Here is a 17,823-nt window from a genome sequence, read left to right as displayed (position 1 = left end):
CAGTTTAAATTTACCATTTAAAGTAATCGTTTGTAATGACCCCGTAATAATTCAGGCCTAGTGTTCAGTGATACTGTTAGTGCGTATAGTGATGCAATATTTTCTGATTGTATGCTGCATTAACCATCTGAAATATTTGGGAAAAACATGAAATTACTTAGATTACTTGAGAGCACCCACCTTGAAATTAACCGCAGTGAAACTTTGCATGACATTATTGATTGTCAAGCGCTAGCGAGTGTATTTCAGCCAATTATCAATATTCAAAGTGGCGTTATACTAGGGCATGAAGGACTGATAAGGGGGCCAGAAAAAACAGATTTATATTCCCCACAAAATTTATTTAAACTGGCTGAAATTGAAAATAGAGTATGTGATTTAGAGTTAGTGAGTCTGAATGTTGGATTAGAGACTTTTGCAAAGCACGCACACTCAAACAAAATATTTGTTAATGTTAGCCCTGAATGTTTACAAGAGTTTGGTCATAACAAACTTATATCAGTGGATTATATCGAGAGCCTAGGCCTAAACCCTAAAAATATTGTGCTGGAGCTCACTGAAAGTTCACCGACCTTTGACTATTCAGAACTGTACAAGGTGATCGACAGTTATCGGAATGTTGGTTTTCAAATAGCGCTTGATGACTTAGGTGAAGGTTATTCTTCTTTAAGGCTTTGGTCAGAGTTGCGTCCAGAGTATGTGAAAATAGATAAGCACTTTATTCATTCAATTAACTCAGACCCCGTCAAACTACAATTTGTAAAATCCATTCAGCAAATAGCCGATAATTCTAATACCAAAGTGATTGCTGAAGGCGTAGAAACCGAAGCTGAGTTCGTTATTCTGCGTGACTTAAATGTTGCGTTTTGCCAAGGATATTTATTGGGTCGTCCAATATCAGAGCCTATCCAGCAAATAAGTGCAGATATTCAACATCTTTTTACACGAAAAACCATCAGTGTTTTTCCTAAAGCCTCTGGCAATGAACGGCAAGGAAATATTGTAAATTTATTAGAGAAAGCACCTTTCGTTACTCCAGCAACAACGAATGATGAAGTGAATGTGATGTTTGAGAGTAACGAAAGGTTATTTTCGATTCCTGTGGTTGAAAATGACATTCCAGTGGGTTTGATCAGCCGATTTAGTATGATTGATAGCTTTGTCAGACCATTCAGAAAAGAACTATATGGTAAGCGCTCGTGTACAGAGTTTATGGACACAAAACCTTTAATCGTTGACGGAAGCATTACCTATCATGAGCTTAGTGACATCATTACTCAAATGGAGCCACACCATTTAGCCAACGGTTTTATCATTACTGAAAATGAGAAGTTTATAGGCATTGGTAGTGGTCATGCTTTGTTAAGAAAAATTACTGAAATGCAAATTAGTGCGGCTCGTTACGCTAACCCACTGACATTATTGCCTGGCAATGTACCCATCAATGAACATATAGATCGTTTATTGGAAAAGAAAAATACCTTTTGGGCATGTTATTGTGATTTGGATAATTTCAAGCCCTTTAATGATGTCTACGGCTTTAGACAGGGTGACCAATTACTTCAATTAGTTGGTGAAACCTTAACTAAGTCTGTAGATAATAGCTTGGATTTTGTTGGACATATTGGAGGCGACGACTTTATTTTGATATGCCAAAGTACCGATTGGGAGGAGCGCTGTCACTTTATACTTTCTCATTTGGAAGAAGTCATTCCCACGTTTTATAGTGTAGAAGATCGCGAAGCCGGTGGAATTGACGTTGAGGATAGGCAAGGAAATAGCACATTTTACCCGTTTAGCTCTTTATCAATTGGCGCAGTAAAAATAGTCCCAGAGGAGTTTGTAAGTCATTATGAAGTTTCCGCTGCCATGACAGTTGCGAAAAAAGAAGCTAAAAGAATCAACGGTAATAGTCTGTTTTATGAACGCAGGCTTAGAGGCGATGAACATTAATGTGTTGCGCCAATGCCCAATCAATATGCTCACGCAATAAAGCAGATTCATCGTTCATGCGATTTTGCAGCGCCTCTACAATTTCAGGTGTAGTACTTGCATTGCCTAAACCAACGGCGATATTTCGCAACCATTGCTCATAGCCAATTCGGTAAATTGCGCTACCTGCCATATTCTGCTTGAATTGTGCTTCAGTCCAAGCGAAGCATTGCACTAAGCTGATGTTGTCTAAACCATTTTTAACTGCAAAGTCTGATTCATGAGTAATCTCGGCAAACTTATTCCAAGGGCAAAAAAGCTGACAATCATCGCATCCATAAACGCGGTTGCCAATGAGTGGTCTAAGTTCGACAGGAATGCTGGTTTTAAGCTCTATGGTGAGGTATGAAATGCAGCGCCTAGCATCAACCTCGTAAGGGGCTGTAATTGCTTTAGTGGGGCATACGTCTATGCAGCTAGTGCAAGTGCCGCAGTGATTAGGCGCGGCCTCATCTATAGGTAAAGGTAAATTGGTGTAGATTTCACCTAAAAAAAACCATGAGCCACGATTTTTATTAATGAGCAGGGTATGTTTGCCACGCCAACCTAAACCCGCTTTTTCAGCCAATGCAACTTCTAACACTGGTGCGCTATCAGTAAATGCGCGGTAGCTAATATCCTCTATTTGATACTTTGAGATTTCTGATTGAATTTTTTCACATAGCTTTTGTAGTTTGTTGCGCATTACCTTGTGATAATCTCGTCCCATTGCGTATCGCGAGATAAAGGCTTTTGAGCTGTCTTGTAATACAGACTCGCTATCAATGGCATTAGGTGGCAAATAGTCTAAGCGAGCAGAAATGACCCGCAGAGTGTTAGGCACTAATTCTGCAGGGCGAGTGCGCTTCACCCCATGTTTTGCCATATAATCCATTTCACCATGAAAACCTTTAGCTATCCACGCCTCATGCTCAATCTCTGCTTCCTGCAAATTGGTATCAGTAATACCAATTTGATTAAAGCCCAGCGCCAATCCCCATTGTTTAATGTCATTGGCAAGCTTGTTAAACTTAGATTGATTAAAATCGTTAAGGTCATTCATGGATAGCAATTTTACACTTGAATTAGCCGATGAAGCAGCAACCTTAGCTTTTGGTACTACTCTCGCGAAAGCTATGCAGCCAAATTTAACCATTTATTTACATGGTGATTTGGGTGCAGGAAAAACTACACTTGTACGTGGCTTGCTACATGCTTTAGGCCACGTAGGTAAAGTTAAAAGTCCCACTTACACTTTGGTTGAGCCGTATGAAATTAAATATAATGTAACTTCTAGCTTAATGTTGTATCATTTTGACTTATATCGTTTTAATGATGAAGAAGAGTGGGAGTCGGCAGGCTTTAGAGATTACTTTAATGCCCATAGTGTCTGCTTGATTGAGTGGCCTGAAAAGGCGCAAAACGTATTGCCAACACCCGACCTTAATGTTACGTTTTCTATTAAAAATGTAGGTGGAAACTTAGGGCGTAGTGTTACTCTATCTGCACACTCAACGCTAGGAAAAAAATGTCTGCACACAATTTCCACTCAGAAATGATGAGTTAACTTGATGAGCTTTAAATAAATGAATTTTAAAAAAATCAATAATGTTTTCTGGTCATGTAAAAAGACCGCGTGTTTTGGATTGCTATTGATAAGTTTTAATCTGACGGGGCTTAATTTTGTAGCATTAGCGCAAGCGGCAAACACAGTTACCGCAGCACGTGTTTGGCCAGCGCAGGACTATACGCGCATCACGCTAGAATCAGCGCAACCATTTGTTTATAAAATGTCAATGATTCAAAATCCTGATCGTGTGGTGGTGGATATTGAAAATATTGATTTAAATTTAGCTGTTAAATCTTTAAGCGATAAAATTTTAGCGAGTGATCCATACATCAAGCAAATTCGTGTGGCTAATTTTCAGCAAAACGTGGTGCGTCTGGTAGTGGATTTAAAAACCGAGGTTAAACCCAATGCATTTAATTTAATGCCAACGGGCGATTATAAGTATCGCTTGGTACTCGATATTCACCCGCTTAAAGACCCACTCATGGCAATGATAGCAGAACGAGATGCGACGACTAATCCTGTAACCACTAGCTCATCAACTCAAACTGACACTGCTAATCAAGTTGCTACTACGCAAGAGTCAACCAACAGTTCAACCCAGCCAAAGGTTATTGTGGAGCCTTTGCCAACATCGGCTGAAACAGCCGAAGCTAATGCAGCTAATACAAGCAAATCTGCAGAAAATATTAAGCCAGAAGAGCCCGCTATAGGCAAAGTAGAAACAAAAGTGCCAGAAATTAAGGCTTCCGAAGTAAAAAACCAAGAAGCTAAAGATCAGGACGCCAAAAGCCAACAATCTAACCAAAACTCTTCTTCAGAAACAACAATAGCAAAGCCTAAGAAGAGTGGTCGTCAAATCATTATTGCGATTGATGCAGGTCACGGCGGGGAAGACCCAGGCGCACGTGGCGCAAGTGGTAGCCGTGAAAAGGATGTCACTTTGATGATTGCCAAGAAACTCAAAGAAAAAATTGATCATGAGCCCAATATGCGTGGTGTGTTAACCCGCGATAGTGACTTTTTTATTCCATTGCATGGCCGTGTAGTGAAGGCGCGCAATATGCAGGCTGATTTATTTGTCTCTATACATGCGGACGCATTTACCAATCCAGCAGCAAGAGGCTCATCAGTATTTGCTTTATCGGAACGTGGTGCTACCAGTGCCGGGGCTCGATATTTAGCTAAAAAAGAGAATGAATCCGACTTGATTGGCGGCGTGAGTCTGGACGATAAAGACCCTCTGCTGGCGCGAACTCTGCTTGATCTATCGCAAACCGCAACAATCAACGATAGCTTAAAGTTAGGTAAAGCTGTACTTACACAAATTGGTGCAATCAATACTTTACATGCTAGACGTGTGGAACAGGCCGCTTTTGCGGTATTGAAATCACCCGATATTCCATCGATTTTGGTTGAAACTGCGTTTATTAGCAATCCAGAGGAAGAGCGCAGACTAAATGATCCACAATATCAGGATAAATTAGTTACATCGATTTTGACGGGGATTAAAAAATACTTTTCTACAAATCCAGCGCTAGCTAAAACCAAAGCGGCCTTGGAGTAATATCGCGTTGGAGTAATGTAAAGTTGTTCCAAAGGGGATTAGCCAGTAATTAAGGAGAGTCGAGATGGAATTAACATTTCTTGGAGCTACAGGCACAGTAACAGGTTCTAAATACCTGCTTACTTGTGAAACTGATATTGGAACTAAGCGCATTCTGATTGATTGTGGCTTGTTTCAAGGTTTGAAACAGTTACGTCTTAAAAACTGGGCAGCACTGCCTATTCATCCTAAAGATGTCGATGCGGTGGTATTAACCCACGCACACATTGACCATACCGGCTATTTACCTCTTTTCGTTAAAAATGGCTTTACTGGCAAGGTCTATTGCACAGAAGCTACGCGTGATTTATGCGACATTTTGCTCCCTGACTCTGCGCATTTGCAAGAAGAAGAGGCTGATTATGCTAATCGGCGTGGTTTTTCTAAGCACAATCCAGCGTTGCCGCTATACACAAAAGAGGATGCTGATAATGCTTTAGAATTGCTAGTTGCTGTGGATTTTGAGCAACAAGTAGACTTGGGTGATGGCTTAACGCTTAGTTTTTCTCCTAATGGGCATATTCTTGGCTCGGCATTTGTAAGAGTTCAAAATAAAAAAACCTCAGTGGTATTTTCAGGCGATATTGGTCGACCCAACGATATTCTGATGAAACCACCAGCACGACTGAAAAGTACAGATTATCTGGTGTTGGAATCCACTTACGGTAATCGTTTACATGAAAATGTTGATCCTAAAGTTAAGTTAGCTGCGGTGATTAATAAAACGGTTAAACGCAAAGGTGTGGTACTTATTCCTGTGTTTGCCGTAGGCAGAGCGCAAGAGCTACTTTATTACATTCACTTACTCAAATCTTCTGGGGCTATATCAGAAGACATTCCTGTATATTTAAATAGTCCAATGGCCGTTGACGCCACAGCAATATTTAGCAACCACAGTGGTGAACATCGTTTATCAGCTGAGCAATGTAGCGCGCTAAACCGAACTGCGCACATGGTTAATAGTGTGGAAGAGTCTAAGCGCTTGAACGAAACTAAAGGGCCGATGATAATTCTTTCGGCGAGCGGTATGGCTTCTGGTGGTCGTGTAGTACATCATTTGAAGGCTTTTGCTCCTAAACCAAACAACACTATTCTATTTGTCGGCTTCCAAGCAGCGGGTACGCGTGGTTCAGCCATGTTAAACGGTGCTGAAAGCATCAAGATTCACGGTGAATATGTACCAATTCGCGCTGATGTTGAGTTGATTTCTAATCTATCTGCGCATGCGGATTATTCTGAAATTATTGATTGGCTGGGTAGTGTTGAGTCGCCACCCAAAAAGACTTTTATTACGCATGGTGAACCTGTTGCTGCGGATGCAATGCGGCTTCATATTGAAGAGCAGTTGCATTGGTCGGTTGAAGTGCCAGAGTACCTACAAAAAGTGACGCTAATTTAATATTTCTTAAGCATTAAGTAATCAATTTCTCTCGTGGTATCGCCATATCCCGCTTGCGTGAGTAACGCACGTTCTATATAACGGCTAACGCGTTGACGGTACAGGCGAACTTCACCGCCATCCACAAAAATGTTAGCAAATTTAAAGCTTAGCCACGCGTATAAACTTAAATTATGGCTTAATAGCTCAGCTGCTTCTAAATGTTTAGGGCTGTCTGATTCCAGCCAGCTGGGCGGGGTGGGTAAATGACGTGCTTTAGAATTAAGCACGCTTTGCAAACACAGTAAGTAATAGTCTTTCTCAAATGCAACATTGAGCGAAATAGGCGCGCAGACGAATGTGAACTTATCTTTAAAAGACATGGTTGGTGCATGCTCATCAACCAATATGGCTTGTGCAATCTGCGTGTTAAGCGATGTTTGAGCAAACAATTCCGAATCAATACGCGTTCTTTGCTGATGATATGTGAGGACCTCGGCGATTTTTCTGGTGTGTAATTTCTGAGAAATTTCCCCAATTTGACCGAAACTAATATTCACGGGTAGTTTTGTTAAGTCTGATGTGTCATCGGTACTTAGCATGTGCTCAATATGTATTAACTCATCATTTTCAAGCACGTTAACATAGCCAGTATCATAAATGCCGAATCGACCCGCACGCCCAGCAATCTGGCGCACTTCGGTTGAGTTAAGGTGGCGCGAAGCGATGCCATCAAACTTATGGATGTTGGAGAAAATTATCCGACGAATCGGCAGATTCAAACCCATACCAATGGCATCGGTAGCTACTAAAATATCGGCTTTGCCAGTGCAAAAACGTTCGGATTCTGTACGTCGCACTTCGGGTGAAAGCGCCCCATAAATACTCGCTACGGTAAATCCCCATTGGCGGAACCTTGCGGAAAAGGTTAGTACATCTTTACGGCTAAACACAATAATGGCATCACCTTTTTGCAGTTTTGGCTTGAGCTTTTGGCGGCTGTAATGTTTGCCACAAATGCTTTCATCCTCTAGCAGCAATGGCGTTTTCCGGGTTAAATAAGTGATTTCATAGGTTTCATTCATGGCTTCAATGGCGGCAATGCATGGCGCTGTGACTGCGGTTGAGCCGCAGATAAACACCTGATTCGCAGGTACGCCAACTAAGGCCGCCGTCCACGCACTGCCTCTGTCTGCATCTTGCAGCATCTGAATTTCATCGATAATTGCAACTTCCACGACATTGGATGGATTCATCATTTCAATAGTAGAGGCGGTATGTTGCGCACCAGCCATGATTACTCGCTCTTCGCCAGTAATCAAGTTACAAGGCACGCCCGCTGCGACTAGTCGATCGCGAATTTCCATGGCGAGCAATCTTAAAGGCGCCAGATACACGCCAGATTTTGCTTTTTCTAGGGCGATTAACGCTTGATAAGTTTTCCCTGAGTTCGTTGGGCCTAGGTAAAAGTAGTGATGTCGTTTAAGCGAACGAGCATGAGTAAAACTTTTTACATAGTGATGAGCCATTGAATATTTCTAATAATATAAATACAGGTAATGAATTTAGCGTAAACAATACGTTATTGCCAATAAAAAAAATTGTAAGTGTTGGAATGAGTTTTGCTTATATAACTATAAAAGCCAGTTATTAAAGCAAGTATGCAAATTTTGCGGCTATAAAATTCATAGATGAAAGTTGGAGAATAATTTTGACCTCAGAGCTAAAACGTACTCAAAGCGCCTCAAACTACACAAACCCAGAGTTTGAAATTACTAGTGAAACGTTTGGTCACTTAATTAATGTTTCAGGGCGTCAACGTATGCTGTCTCAGCGCATCGTTTTGAACATATTTCTTTCAACCCATGGTCATGAAAATGCGTTAAAAACAGCCCGCGATGATTTGGATTTATTTAGAGATAGCCATCATGCCTTGGTGATTGGTAATAGTGAAATGCCAGGAGTTTTCTTTGAAAGCCTGAGGCTCGCTTACTATAGTGATCTTGATGGGCACAAAAAGAACTTAGAATTCATTAATTTAGCTGAGCAAACGCTTAATGCTTATGAGTCTAATTATCGTACGGCACAAGGCTTGCTAGATGAGTTGGGCTTATTAGCCATGCCAATCGTCAAGCTGCTAAATCAAATAACACTGGTGTATGAAAGTGAATCAAAAGAGTTTGTGAAGTTAGGTCAAAAGAAGCGTCGTTATTTAATGAACGACATTCAAAACATCGCAAAGCAAGCCAAAATTGTGGCAGTTAATGCACAAATATCTGCTGCGCGCGCAGGTGAAATCGGGCGGGAGTTTTCTGTTGTTGCCACTGAATTGACGCATATCACTGAAAAAATTGATTCTTTAGTCAAAACAGCACTGCAGGATTTTAGTTAATTAATACGCGTAAAAAAGTAGAGCATAACTAATATCGATTGTTTTTTTACGCGCCTATTGATGGTGCATGATTGTTTTTTTAAGTAAAAAATGCCCATTGTTGGGGCAAACTTAGGTTTTTGATTTCTCTATTTTTACGTGCCGAATAGTTAAATCGAAATTATCAAAGCAAGGTAAAATATAGATATTAAAAAATAACTATATTTTATGGCGCTAATTCACTTACTCCCAAACCAACTTATCAGCCAAATCGCCGCAGGCGAGGTAGTAGAGCGCCCAGCCTCGGCACTTAAAGAGTTGCTAGAAAATAGTTTAGATGCTGGTAGCACTGATATTTCTGTATCGTTAGTGCAAGGCGGCGTTAAGCAATTGCGCGTGGCAGATAATGGCAATGGCATTGCACAAGAAGATTTAGCCATGGCGCTGACGCGGCACGCTACCAGTAAAATAGCTAGCTTGGATGACTTGGAAGCTGTTGCTAGCTTAGGTTTTCGCGGTGAAGCCTTAGCAAGTATTGCCTCTGTTTCACGTACGCAAATTAGTAGTCGTGCACTTGATACTAAACACGCTTGGCGTATTGCTTCAAATGGTAGCGAGATTTCACTCATCGAACCAACCGCTTTAGATGCGGGTACGATTATTGAAGTCGATGACTTATATTTCAACACACCTGCGCGCCGTAAATTTTTAAAAACTGAAGGCACTGAGTTTGGTCATTGCGAAGCTGCATTTAACCGTGTGGTGCTATCGCGTCCTGATGTGGCTTTTATGCTACAACACAATGGCAGAGCACTCAGCCGCTATGCAGTAAGTGAGCCAACTAAGCGCTTTGGTGAAGTACTAGGCGCAGATTTCGCTGCCGAAACAATCGTTGTAGATGAGTCTGCCGCAGGCTTGCGCCTATGGGGCGTTGTCGCCAAACCCACTTTTAATCGCAATAAAACTGATACGCAATATGTGTACGTGAATGGGCGTTATGTGCGAGATAAACTCATTTCACATGCTATTCGTCAAGCTTATCAGGATGTGTTGCACCATGACCGCCATCCTGCGTTTGTGTTGTTTTTAGAGCTAGACCCCAATTTGGTGGATGTAAACGTGCATCCTGCAAAAACCGAGGTGCGATTTAGAGATGGGCAAGCAATTCACCGCTTTATTTTTCACTCCCTACACAAAGCGCTAGCTTCGCCAACAGGCGTTTCAAATGCTAGTACAGCTAATCAAGCGGCTTTCAACCCATTTGCTGTTCAAAATGCTAGTTCACCAAGTTACTCAGCTAGCCCTTATCCGCAATATCAAGCGCAAATCAATCTAATTGCGAATGAACCGAATAGTTTTTATCAAACTTTATTTGGTGCTAATAATGCACAAAACTATTCAAACAGCTTATTAAATAACACTGCCCTACAGACCAATAGGGACCGGCTTGCTGGCGGTGCTAGTTTTACAAATTATGTTAATGAAAATACAGATGTAAATAACTTTCCTCTTGGTTTTGCCGTTGCACAAATTCATGGTGTTTACGTGCTCGCGCAAAATACAGAAGGCTTGGTTGTTGTGGATATGCACGCCGCTCACGAACGCATTATGTACGAGCAACTTAAAAACGCGCTAGACGGTAAAGATGGGCACAACAAAATAGTTGCGATGCAACCTTTGTTGTTGCCCCTGAGCTTTAATGCGGATAGGCTAGAAGTCGCTACAGTGCAAGAAGCTTTGGCAAGTAACGATGGCAGCCTACAACAATTAGGTTTCGATATTGCCATCTTATCCCCAACCACGCTAGCTGTACGTGCCGTACCTACTATGTTGCAAGATGCTGATGCAGTCACTTTAGCCCGAGATGTACTGCGGGATTTACGCGAATATGGCGCCAGCAGAGCACTCACAGAACGCCGCAATGAATTATTAGGAACCATGGCTTGCCACGCAGCCGTGCGTGCTAATCGCAGCCTTACAATACCTGAAATGAATGCCTTACTAAGGGATATGGAAGCCACCGAAAGAAGCGGACAATGCAATCACGGTCGCCCAACTTGGTTTCAAGTGAGTATGACTGATTTAGATAAGATGTTTATGCGAGGCAAGTAATGAGGTGCCACCAAACATGATTTTTTTATTGATGTTTATTCGTTAAAATTTTCTAGCGTTGTTTTAGCCAACGCCATATCCAGCTGTCAAAAATTTCTATGCCATCAATCATAAAAGTGAGTCGTTTTGTATTGTTTAACACTAGGGGCATCGCAAATTTAGCATTTGGGCGCCCACAGAACAAGATGCAATCGTCAACGGCAAGTCGCAAGTTTGCATCTGGTAAAAGCATGGAATTTTGATTGCGAACGATCATAAGCGCAACTACATCTAGTCGTTGGTTGCGGTTGTGAGGGTCTTGTGTCAGATTTTCCAACTGAACATGCATGCTTTTATTTAACAGTTCAGTAACAGCAGGTGCATTTTTGGCGTTGATGGTCACCCCCCAAGTTTCAGGAACTTCTTCACCTACTTTTTCAACCAATTGGCTAATAAGTGCATTCGCCCACTGATTGCTAAGGTTGCGCGTAAGTGCTAAAAATTGAGCTAATAACGGTGAAACCATATGCGCTAAACATTCATGGGCAATAATGTCAGAAATTTGCATAGTAATGTCTGCATTAAACTTTTTGAATAAAACTTCGTTGTCGCGCTTGTTTTTTCGAGCGACTACGAACAATTTTGGATTTAGCTCTTTAGCCGTCATGACAATTGAGAGATTGTTGATGTCATTATTAGTGCCAGCAACAATACCAACAGCATCAAGCACACCAGCCTCTAGCAATGTAATTGCTTCAGTACCACTTCCCGTGATGCAGATTTCACAATCCGTTAATTGAGGATTAGCCTCAATTATCGTTGTTGTGATATTTTCTTGCTTTAGATTTTGTACAACTGATTTCCCAAATCGCCCATAGCCACAAACAATCCAGTTGCCAATGGGTGGAAACGCAGGAGGGGGGATTGTGTCGCCCGGAACATCAGTTAACCACTCTTGTAAAATATAAGTGCCAATGGCATGAACACGCATGGCCAATTGGTCACCAAATAAGGTGTAGGGGTTAATAATAAGATCTGTACCGAACGAGGCCATGTTCGCGGCTATGTCTTGTCTTTCAGCACGGGCTAATACGGGTAAATCTGGGTTCATTAATTTAACCGCAATAGCAACAGACAAATTCACATCGTCGCTATCAGTGAGGGTTACCACACCTTTACACAAGGGGTGGTGTATGCCTGCTTGAATTAAATTTTCTGGAACTTTGGCATCTGCACATAAGCTAAGAATGATATTTTGTGTATCTCTAAGTTCTAGCTCATTAAGTCTTTCCTGAATGGGCTCAATCACGACTACGCGTATGCCTTTATTATCTAGCGCTTTGGCTAATAAACAGGCGGTTTCACCATAACTGCACAATATATAAAAAGGTTCCTGTAACAAGCGCACATTGCTAGCGAAGCGGTCACTAATAATGATTTTACGAAGGCTAGGATCTTGTATAAGCGTAATGATTTTACCGATGGCATAAAACCAAGGAATCACAGTAAGATAAATTGATAAGGTCATCCATAAACGTTGGGCTTGGCTATAAGGGTAGGGCACTTCTCCAAAACCGATGGTTGTGGCGGTATAGCTGATCACATAAAACGCTTGGAAAATGCTCATATGCCAAGGTTTGCCTTGATCATCCAAACCTGGCATTACCGTTAAACCAATAATAGCGATTGAAAAGCTAACGATAATCGTAATAATGGGCCGTCTTAAACGGCGCAATATTAAAAAAAGAATACTATTCATGGTTTGTTCGCAGTAAAGCTATCGATAGCATCAATCAATTAACGGCGTTGGCTAATCGTTTCGGCAATCAGAAGGATGACTGAGATGAAATTAGCCATGAGTGCGCCTCCTGACAAAGAAACGATATATACCGTGAGGCTTTGCATTTCCATCCGACCTTCAAGTGCTGCCCATAGAATAGCGGCAGTAATCAGTTGCAAATCTGCTGCCAAACTCGTTGAGAGTAAAATTGCACCCAAATGTGTGCGATCACCAAATTTAAGCACGGTGGCAATCAAACTCACAATGATAGCTGCATACAGCTCGTAAACATGGTGATGGCTTGGATTATCGATATCCCCAAGAAAAAAGCCAAAATTAAGCGTCATGGCGAGAACAATAAAAAATCCGAATACTACTTTTTCTAAATTCATGCTGGGCTACCTAAACAATGAGTGATATATAATCAGCATTATACAAGCCAGATTATTAATTGGTTTAATTTGAAATTAATCGGTTAACCTCTGTGAGTTTTTCTGGCATTACTATTTTTAAAAACTGAAGAGCAAATGACTCAAAAATCGTACCCGCCCGCTATTTTTCTAATGGGCCCAACTGCAAGTGGCAAGACTGGCGCGGCGGTTGACCTTATTTCAAAGCTTCCAGTTGAAATTATCAGTGTTGATTCTGCTTTGGTGTTTAAAGATATGAACATTGGTACGGCCAAGCCTGACGCTACAACCTTGGCAAAGGCGCCGCATCATTTAATCGACATCATTGAGCCAACTAGTGCATATTCGGCAGCAAATTTTAGAACTGATGCTGTGCGATTGATGGCGGATATTACGGAGCGCGGCAAGATTCCGTTATTGGTGGGCGGCACCATGTTGTACTTTAAGGCATTGCAAGAGGGTTTAAGTGGTTTGCCAGAAGCTAACCCAGAAGTTCGTGCGCGCTTAGATAAGCGAGCAGCATTTATCGGCTGGCCAGCCATGCATGAGAAGTTAGCTTTGGTTGACCCAATCACCGCTGCGCGATTAGAGCCTAACGACACGCAGCGTATTCAGCGTGCTTTGGAAGTGTTTGAACTCACAGGTGAGGCAATGTCTGCGCTTTATGCCAAGCAAACGAATGAAGTTTTACCTTATACGCTACTCAAAATTGCCTTAGTACCAAGCGATCGCAAAGTGTTACATGAACGCATCGCCATTAGATTTGGGCAAATGCTCAAAGATGGTTTTGTGGATGAGGTTAAACAACTGATTGCGAAATATCCATCATTAACGCCTGAATCCACCTCAATGCGCTGTGTGGGTTATCGGCAAGCTTTAGAGCATCTTGCAGGCGAATTTGACCTTGCTGAATTGCGTGATAGAGGGATATTTGCTACGCGCCAGTTAGCGAAGCGTCAGCTTACTTGGTTACGAGGTATGGATGACAATGTGGAACTAGATTGTTTGAATTCAGAACTAAATGAATTGGTATTTAATGAAGTAAATCAATTTATTACTAAGTTAACTTAATAAACTAATTTAAGTTAAACCGAGATTATCCATTGGATAATTAATGCATCGAATAACATGCAGCTCACTGTAAGAGCGACGCCTCGTCGCGAAGCTATGGTGAAAATCGCGACGAGGCGTCGCTCCTACATACAATTTATCAAGTGCTTTAGCACTTAGATAATTGGAGTGCCCGTGGTACAAAAACTGAAGCACTAATGAACAATCTAGATTTAATGAGATTTTATTTTAAGTGCTCGGCCATACGTTTTGCGGCTTCAACACATTCGTCATGCGAAGCAACCAAGGCCATGCGAATGAAGTTTTCACCCGGGTTTAATCCATGCGCTTCACGAGCTAAATAGCTACCTGGTAATACGGTAATATTCAAATCACGGTAAAGCTTTACCGCGAGTTCTGTGTCACTTTGTTTACTTCTCGCCCATAGATAAAATGCGGCATCTGGCAATTCAACGTCTAATACATTTTTCAGTAATGGCGTCACTACGTTAAATTTAGCCGTATAAAGTGTACGGTTTTCAATCACGTGAGCTTCATCATTCCAAGCCGCGATAGAAGCCACTTGCACCGCAGGATTCATTGCGCAGCCATGATAGGTGCGGTAGAGCGTAAATTTTTCAATAATGCTTTCATCGCCTGCCACAAAGCCAGAGCGCATACCTGGAACATTTGAACGCTTAGAGAGTGAACTGAAAATCACTAAGTTTTTATAATCGCGACCAAGTTTGTGAGCGGCTTGTAGCGCACCAAGTGGCGGATTACTCTCATCAAAATAGATTTCTGAATAACATTCATCTGCCGCGATGACAAAGCCGTATTTGTCCGACAACTCAAACATGGTTTTCCATTGCGCTAACGACATGACCTTGCCAGAAGGATTTCCTGGGCTGCAAACATACACTAATTGGGTGCGTTTTAGCACGTCTACAGGTACGCTCTCAATCTCCATGGCATGCTGATTCTCAGGCAATGTATTGAGAAAATAAGGTTCAGCCCCAGCTAAAAATGCTGCGCCTTCGTATATTTGATAAAACGGATTCGGCGAGATCACTACTGGCTTTGTTTTAGAATTATCAATAATCACCTGCGCAAAAGCAAATAATGCCTCGCGGCTACCCGTTACTGGCAAAATCGCAGTTTCAGGATTAAGTGCTGGCACACCATAACGGCGTGTAATCCAATTGGAAATTGCTTCACGTAACGCTAAGGAGCCAACGGTAGTTGGGTAGCTAGCCAAACCCGCTAAACTATTCACCAATGCGTCCTTAATGAGCTGTGGTGTGGCATGTTTAGGCTCGCCAATCGAAAGGTTAATAGGTGAAAATTCAGGGTTAGGCGTAATGCCTTTAAAAAGATCACGTAAGCGTTGAAAAGGGTAAGGCTGTAGTAGATTTAAGTTTGGATTCATAGCTTGTATTGTAATATAGCGCATGCAATATAACGTATGCGGCTACCATCATTTTGGTTATTTTTTATAGTGTTTCCTGTTGTTTCTTTAGTTAAGTGGTCATCAATATATCCCCGCATGGCGTTTCCCAGGTATTAATCGAAAAGTGAATAATGTGACTAACGGTAATAACAAATCTCCCCCGGCATCCAAACAATACTTAGCGGTTTTGGGTTTATTATTAGGAGCGGTGTGCTGGGGAATTATATGGTATCCCTATCGCCTGATGGCAGAGGCTGGGATTTCTGGCTCGGTTTCAAGTTTCTATACTTATTTGATCGCTGCATTTTTTGCAAGTGTTTATTGCGCTAAACATTGGCGCGGCATATTGTCACTTTCTCCTATGATTCTGGTGTTGGGAGCAGTAGCTGGTTGGACTAACCTAGCTTATGTTCTAGCGGTGATTGATGGTGAAGTCATGCGTGTGATGTTGCTGTTTTATTTATCGCCACTTTGGACTTTGATTTTGGCGCATTTTTGGCTAAAAGAGAAAACGCAATTGACGGGTTATATCGCGATTGCAGTTTCGTTATTGGGTGCATTCGTCATGCTGTATCAGCCTAGTGTGAGTAGCTTACCTTTACCTAGAAACACTTCCGAGTGGCTAGCTTTATCTTCGGGTATAGGCTTTTCATTGACGAATGTGATTACTCGGCGTTCTGCTCAGATAAGTATTAGAGCAAAATCGTATGCAGTATGGCTAGGTGTGTTAATCGTTTCGCTAGTTTATATTGCTGTGACCAAAACTGCTCTACCTGCGCCGCAGACTTTTAGCGCAAGCCAATGGGGCATTATGTTAGCGGCCACCTCTTTGCTAGTCTTAGCAACGCTAATAGTTCAGTATGGCGTTACCAAATTGGCGGCCACGAAGGCTTCCGTAATATTTGTTTTTGAGTTGGTTGTTGCCGCTATTGCCTCATATTTCTTAGCGCATGAAACTATGGAAATAAACGAATGGATAGGCGGCAGTTTAATTGTAGCTGCCTCCATATTTGCCGCATTTAATAGCAATGATTAGTCGTACGCAGATTAACCAAAGCTAGAATTACGACTACCTTCAGCCGCAAAACGAATTTTTAATGATAAGTCATTACGAGAGTCGGCATTTGCCAGCGCATTTTCTTCATCAATTTTACCGTTGCTAAATAGCCTGAATAAAGATTGATCGAATGTATTCATACCGATGTCATTGCTGTCAGCCATCATGTCTTTCATATCTCCCATTTTTTGCTTTTGAATAAGCTCTGAAATGTAAGGCGTATTAATCATAATCTCAGTAGCCGCAACGCGCTTGCTGAGTTTTCCTGGAATGAGGCGTTGTGAAATAATAGAAACTAAATTCATGGATAAGCCAAGCAATAAGCCTGTTCTAGCATCTTCTGGAAAGAATGAAATAATGCGCTCAAGTGCTTGGTTGGCATTGTTAGCATGCAATGTAGCAAGGCACAAATGGCCAGTTTCAGCATATGCCATGGCATTTTTCATGCCATCCATATCACGTACCTCACCAATTAATATCACATCTGGCGCTTGGCGCATGGCATTTTTAAGGCCATTTTCAAAAGACAAAGTGTCAATACCAATTTCGCGTTGGTCAACCACTGATTTTTTGTGCGGGTGAATAAACTCAATCGGATCTTCAAGCGTAAGAATGTGACCGTTTGACGTTGCATTACGATGATCGATCATAGAGGCGAGGGTGGTAGTTTTGCCAGAGCCTGTAGCACCAACTATAAGAATTAAGCCGCGCTTGCGTAAAATTAAATCTTTTAATATCACCGGAAGCCCTAATGATTCTATTGATGGAATGTCTGTTTTAATATGACGTACCACCATGCCCACTTCACCGCGTTGCCTGAATACGTTTACCCGGAAACGACCGACACCTTTCCTGCTAATTGCAAAATTACATTCCAGCGTTGATTCAAACTCAATGATTTGATCTGCAGTCATCATCGAGTAAGCAATTTCTTTAATCATACCAGGTGTCATAACTTGGTTGTTGATAGGCAATGTATCGCCTTCAACTTCAATATGAATGCTTGCGCCTGTACTAAAAAACAGGTCGGAGCCGCCTTTATCTAGCATGAATTTTAAGATTGGACTGATGTCGATTGCGGCCATAATT

Annotated in this window: 14 protein-coding genes; 8 read left to right on the top strand and 6 right to left on the bottom strand. The window is 41.7% G+C overall.

Annotation, left to right across the window (positions count from 1 at the left end):
• Positions 1-147 precede the first annotated feature (147 nt).
• Positions 148-1,953, top strand: coding sequence for a GGDEF domain-containing protein (locus PSV17_RS08900; RefSeq protein WP_300481700.1), 1,806 nt, complete (start codon positions 148-150; stop codon positions 1,951-1,953).
• Here PSV17_RS08900 and queG read toward each other — a convergent pair.
• Positions 1,934-3,034: a tRNA epoxyqueuosine(34) reductase QueG gene (gene queG, locus PSV17_RS08895; RefSeq protein ID WP_300481697.1), complete on the bottom strand. Its 1,101-nt coding sequence runs from the start codon at positions 3,032-3,034 to the stop codon at positions 1,934-1,936. The two genes, PSV17_RS08900 and queG, sit on opposite strands and share 20 nt — an antisense overlap.
• Between queG and tsaE the strand changes: the two genes are divergently transcribed.
• The 3 genes from tsaE (at position 3,033) to PSV17_RS08880 (ending at position 6,546) form a co-directional block, all read left to right on the top strand.
• Positions 3,033-3,530 (top strand): tRNA (adenosine(37)-N6)-threonylcarbamoyltransferase complex ATPase subunit type 1 TsaE, encoded by a 498-nt coding sequence (gene tsaE, locus PSV17_RS08890; RefSeq protein ID WP_300481695.1) that lies wholly within the window; start codon positions 3,033-3,035, stop codon positions 3,528-3,530. The genes queG and tsaE overlap by 2 nt on opposite strands.
• A 27-nt stretch (positions 3,531-3,557) precedes the next feature.
• Entirely contained in the window at positions 3,558-5,108 is a 1,551-nt protein-coding gene (locus PSV17_RS08885) for an N-acetylmuramoyl-L-alanine amidase (protein WP_300481694.1), read from the top strand.
• Positions 5,109-5,172: 64 nt separating this feature from the next.
• A complete protein-coding gene (locus PSV17_RS08880; RefSeq protein ID WP_300481693.1) occupies positions 5,173-6,546 on the top strand; it encodes an MBL fold metallo-hydrolase in 1,374 nt (457 codons plus the stop codon).
• Here PSV17_RS08880 and PSV17_RS08875 read toward each other — a convergent pair.
• The gene (locus PSV17_RS08875; protein ID WP_300481691.1) at positions 6,543-8,054 is read right to left on the bottom strand and encodes a helicase-related protein; all 1,512 of its coding nucleotides are present in this window, start codon (positions 8,052-8,054) and stop codon (positions 6,543-6,545) included. The two genes, PSV17_RS08880 and PSV17_RS08875, sit on opposite strands and share 4 nt — an antisense overlap.
• 182 nt (positions 8,055-8,236) lie before the next feature.
• Between PSV17_RS08875 and PSV17_RS08870 the strand changes: the two genes are divergently transcribed.
• Both PSV17_RS08870 and mutL read left to right on the top strand, forming a co-directional pair.
• The gene (locus PSV17_RS08870; RefSeq protein ID WP_300481690.1) at positions 8,237-8,917 is read left to right on the top strand and encodes a methyl-accepting chemotaxis protein; all 681 of its coding nucleotides are present in this window, start codon (positions 8,237-8,239) and stop codon (positions 8,915-8,917) included.
• Between the two features lie 207 nt (positions 8,918-9,124).
• Positions 9,125-11,008: a DNA mismatch repair endonuclease MutL gene (mutL, locus tag PSV17_RS08865; RefSeq protein ID WP_300481688.1), complete on the top strand. Its 1,884-nt coding sequence runs from the start codon at positions 9,125-9,127 to the stop codon at positions 11,006-11,008.
• A gap of 52 nt (positions 11,009-11,060) precedes the next feature.
• Here mutL and PSV17_RS08860 read toward each other — a convergent pair whose 3' ends face one another.
• Together PSV17_RS08860 and PSV17_RS08855 are read right to left on the bottom strand one after the other, a co-directional pair.
• Positions 11,061-12,746: a TrkA family potassium uptake protein gene (locus tag PSV17_RS08860; RefSeq protein ID WP_300481686.1), complete on the bottom strand. Its 1,686-nt coding sequence runs from the start codon at positions 12,744-12,746 to the stop codon at positions 11,061-11,063.
• Between the two features lie 38 nt (positions 12,747-12,784).
• The gene (locus tag PSV17_RS08855) at positions 12,785-13,159 is read right to left on the bottom strand and encodes a DUF6394 family protein (protein WP_300481685.1); all 375 of its coding nucleotides are present in this window, start codon (positions 13,157-13,159) and stop codon (positions 12,785-12,787) included.
• A gap of 135 nt (positions 13,160-13,294) precedes the next feature.
• On the opposite strand from PSV17_RS08855, the gene miaA reads away from it, so the two are divergent.
• The gene (gene miaA, locus PSV17_RS08850; protein ID WP_300481683.1) at positions 13,295-14,248 is read left to right on the top strand and encodes a tRNA (adenosine(37)-N6)-dimethylallyltransferase MiaA; all 954 of its coding nucleotides are present in this window, start codon (positions 13,295-13,297) and stop codon (positions 14,246-14,248) included.
• Positions 14,249-14,471: 223 nt separating this feature from the next.
• Here miaA and dapC read toward each other — a convergent pair whose 3' ends face one another.
• Entirely contained in the window at positions 14,472-15,656 is a 1,185-nt protein-coding gene (dapC, locus tag PSV17_RS08845) for a succinyldiaminopimelate transaminase (RefSeq protein ID WP_300481923.1), read from the bottom strand.
• Between the two features lie 154 nt (positions 15,657-15,810).
• Between dapC and PSV17_RS08840 the strand changes: the two genes are divergently transcribed.
• Positions 15,811-16,713: a DMT family transporter gene (locus PSV17_RS08840; RefSeq protein WP_300481681.1), complete on the top strand. Its 903-nt coding sequence runs from the start codon at positions 15,811-15,813 to the stop codon at positions 16,711-16,713.
• A gap of 11 nt (positions 16,714-16,724) precedes the next feature.
• Here the strand turns inward: PSV17_RS08840 and PSV17_RS08835 are convergent, their stop codons facing one another.
• Positions 16,725-17,819, bottom strand: a complete 1,095-nt coding sequence (locus tag PSV17_RS08835; protein ID WP_300481680.1) for a PilT/PilU family type 4a pilus ATPase — start codon at positions 17,817-17,819, stop codon at positions 16,725-16,727.
• Positions 17,820-17,823 lie beyond the last annotated feature (4 nt).

This window comes from Methylotenera sp. (assembly GCF_029946165.1).
GTDB lineage: Bacteria > Pseudomonadota > Gammaproteobacteria > Burkholderiales > Methylophilaceae > Methylotenera.
This window is presented reverse-complemented; position numbering and strand designations above follow the sequence as displayed.

Bases quoted from the DNA above. Each gene is read 5' to 3' on its own strand.
- PSV17_RS08900 (WP_300481700.1), top strand. From the start codon at position 148: ATGAAATTACTTAGATTACTTGAGAGCACCCACCTTGAAATTAACCGC.
- miaA (WP_300481683.1), top strand. From the start codon at position 13,295: ATGACTCAAAAATCGTACCCGCCCGCTATTTTTCTAATGGGCCCAACT.
- PSV17_RS08875 (WP_300481691.1), bottom strand. From the start codon at position 8,054: ATGGCTCATCACTATGTAAAAAGTTTTACTCATGCTCGTTCGCTTAAA.
- PSV17_RS08855 (WP_300481685.1), bottom strand. From the start codon at position 13,159: ATGAATTTAGAAAAAGTAGTATTCGGATTTTTTATTGTTCTCGCCATG.
- PSV17_RS08835 (WP_300481680.1), bottom strand. From the start codon at position 17,819: ATGGCCGCAATCGACATCAGTCCAATCTTAAAATTCATGCTAGATAAA.
- PSV17_RS08885 (WP_300481694.1), top strand. From the start codon at position 3,558: ATGAATTTTAAAAAAATCAATAATGTTTTCTGGTCATGTAAAAAGACC.
- dapC (WP_300481923.1), bottom strand. From the start codon at position 15,656: ATGAATCCAAACTTAAATCTACTACAGCCTTACCCTTTTCAACGCTTA.
- queG (WP_300481697.1), bottom strand. From the start codon at position 3,034: ATGAATGACCTTAACGATTTTAATCAATCTAAGTTTAACAAGCTTGCC.
- tsaE (WP_300481695.1), top strand. From the start codon at position 3,033: ATGGATAGCAATTTTACACTTGAATTAGCCGATGAAGCAGCAACCTTA.
- PSV17_RS08860 (WP_300481686.1), bottom strand. From the start codon at position 12,746: ATGAATAGTATTCTTTTTTTAATATTGCGCCGTTTAAGACGGCCCATT.
- PSV17_RS08880 (WP_300481693.1), top strand. From the start codon at position 5,173: ATGGAATTAACATTTCTTGGAGCTACAGGCACAGTAACAGGTTCTAAA.
- mutL (WP_300481688.1), top strand. From the start codon at position 9,125: ATGGCGCTAATTCACTTACTCCCAAACCAACTTATCAGCCAAATCGCC.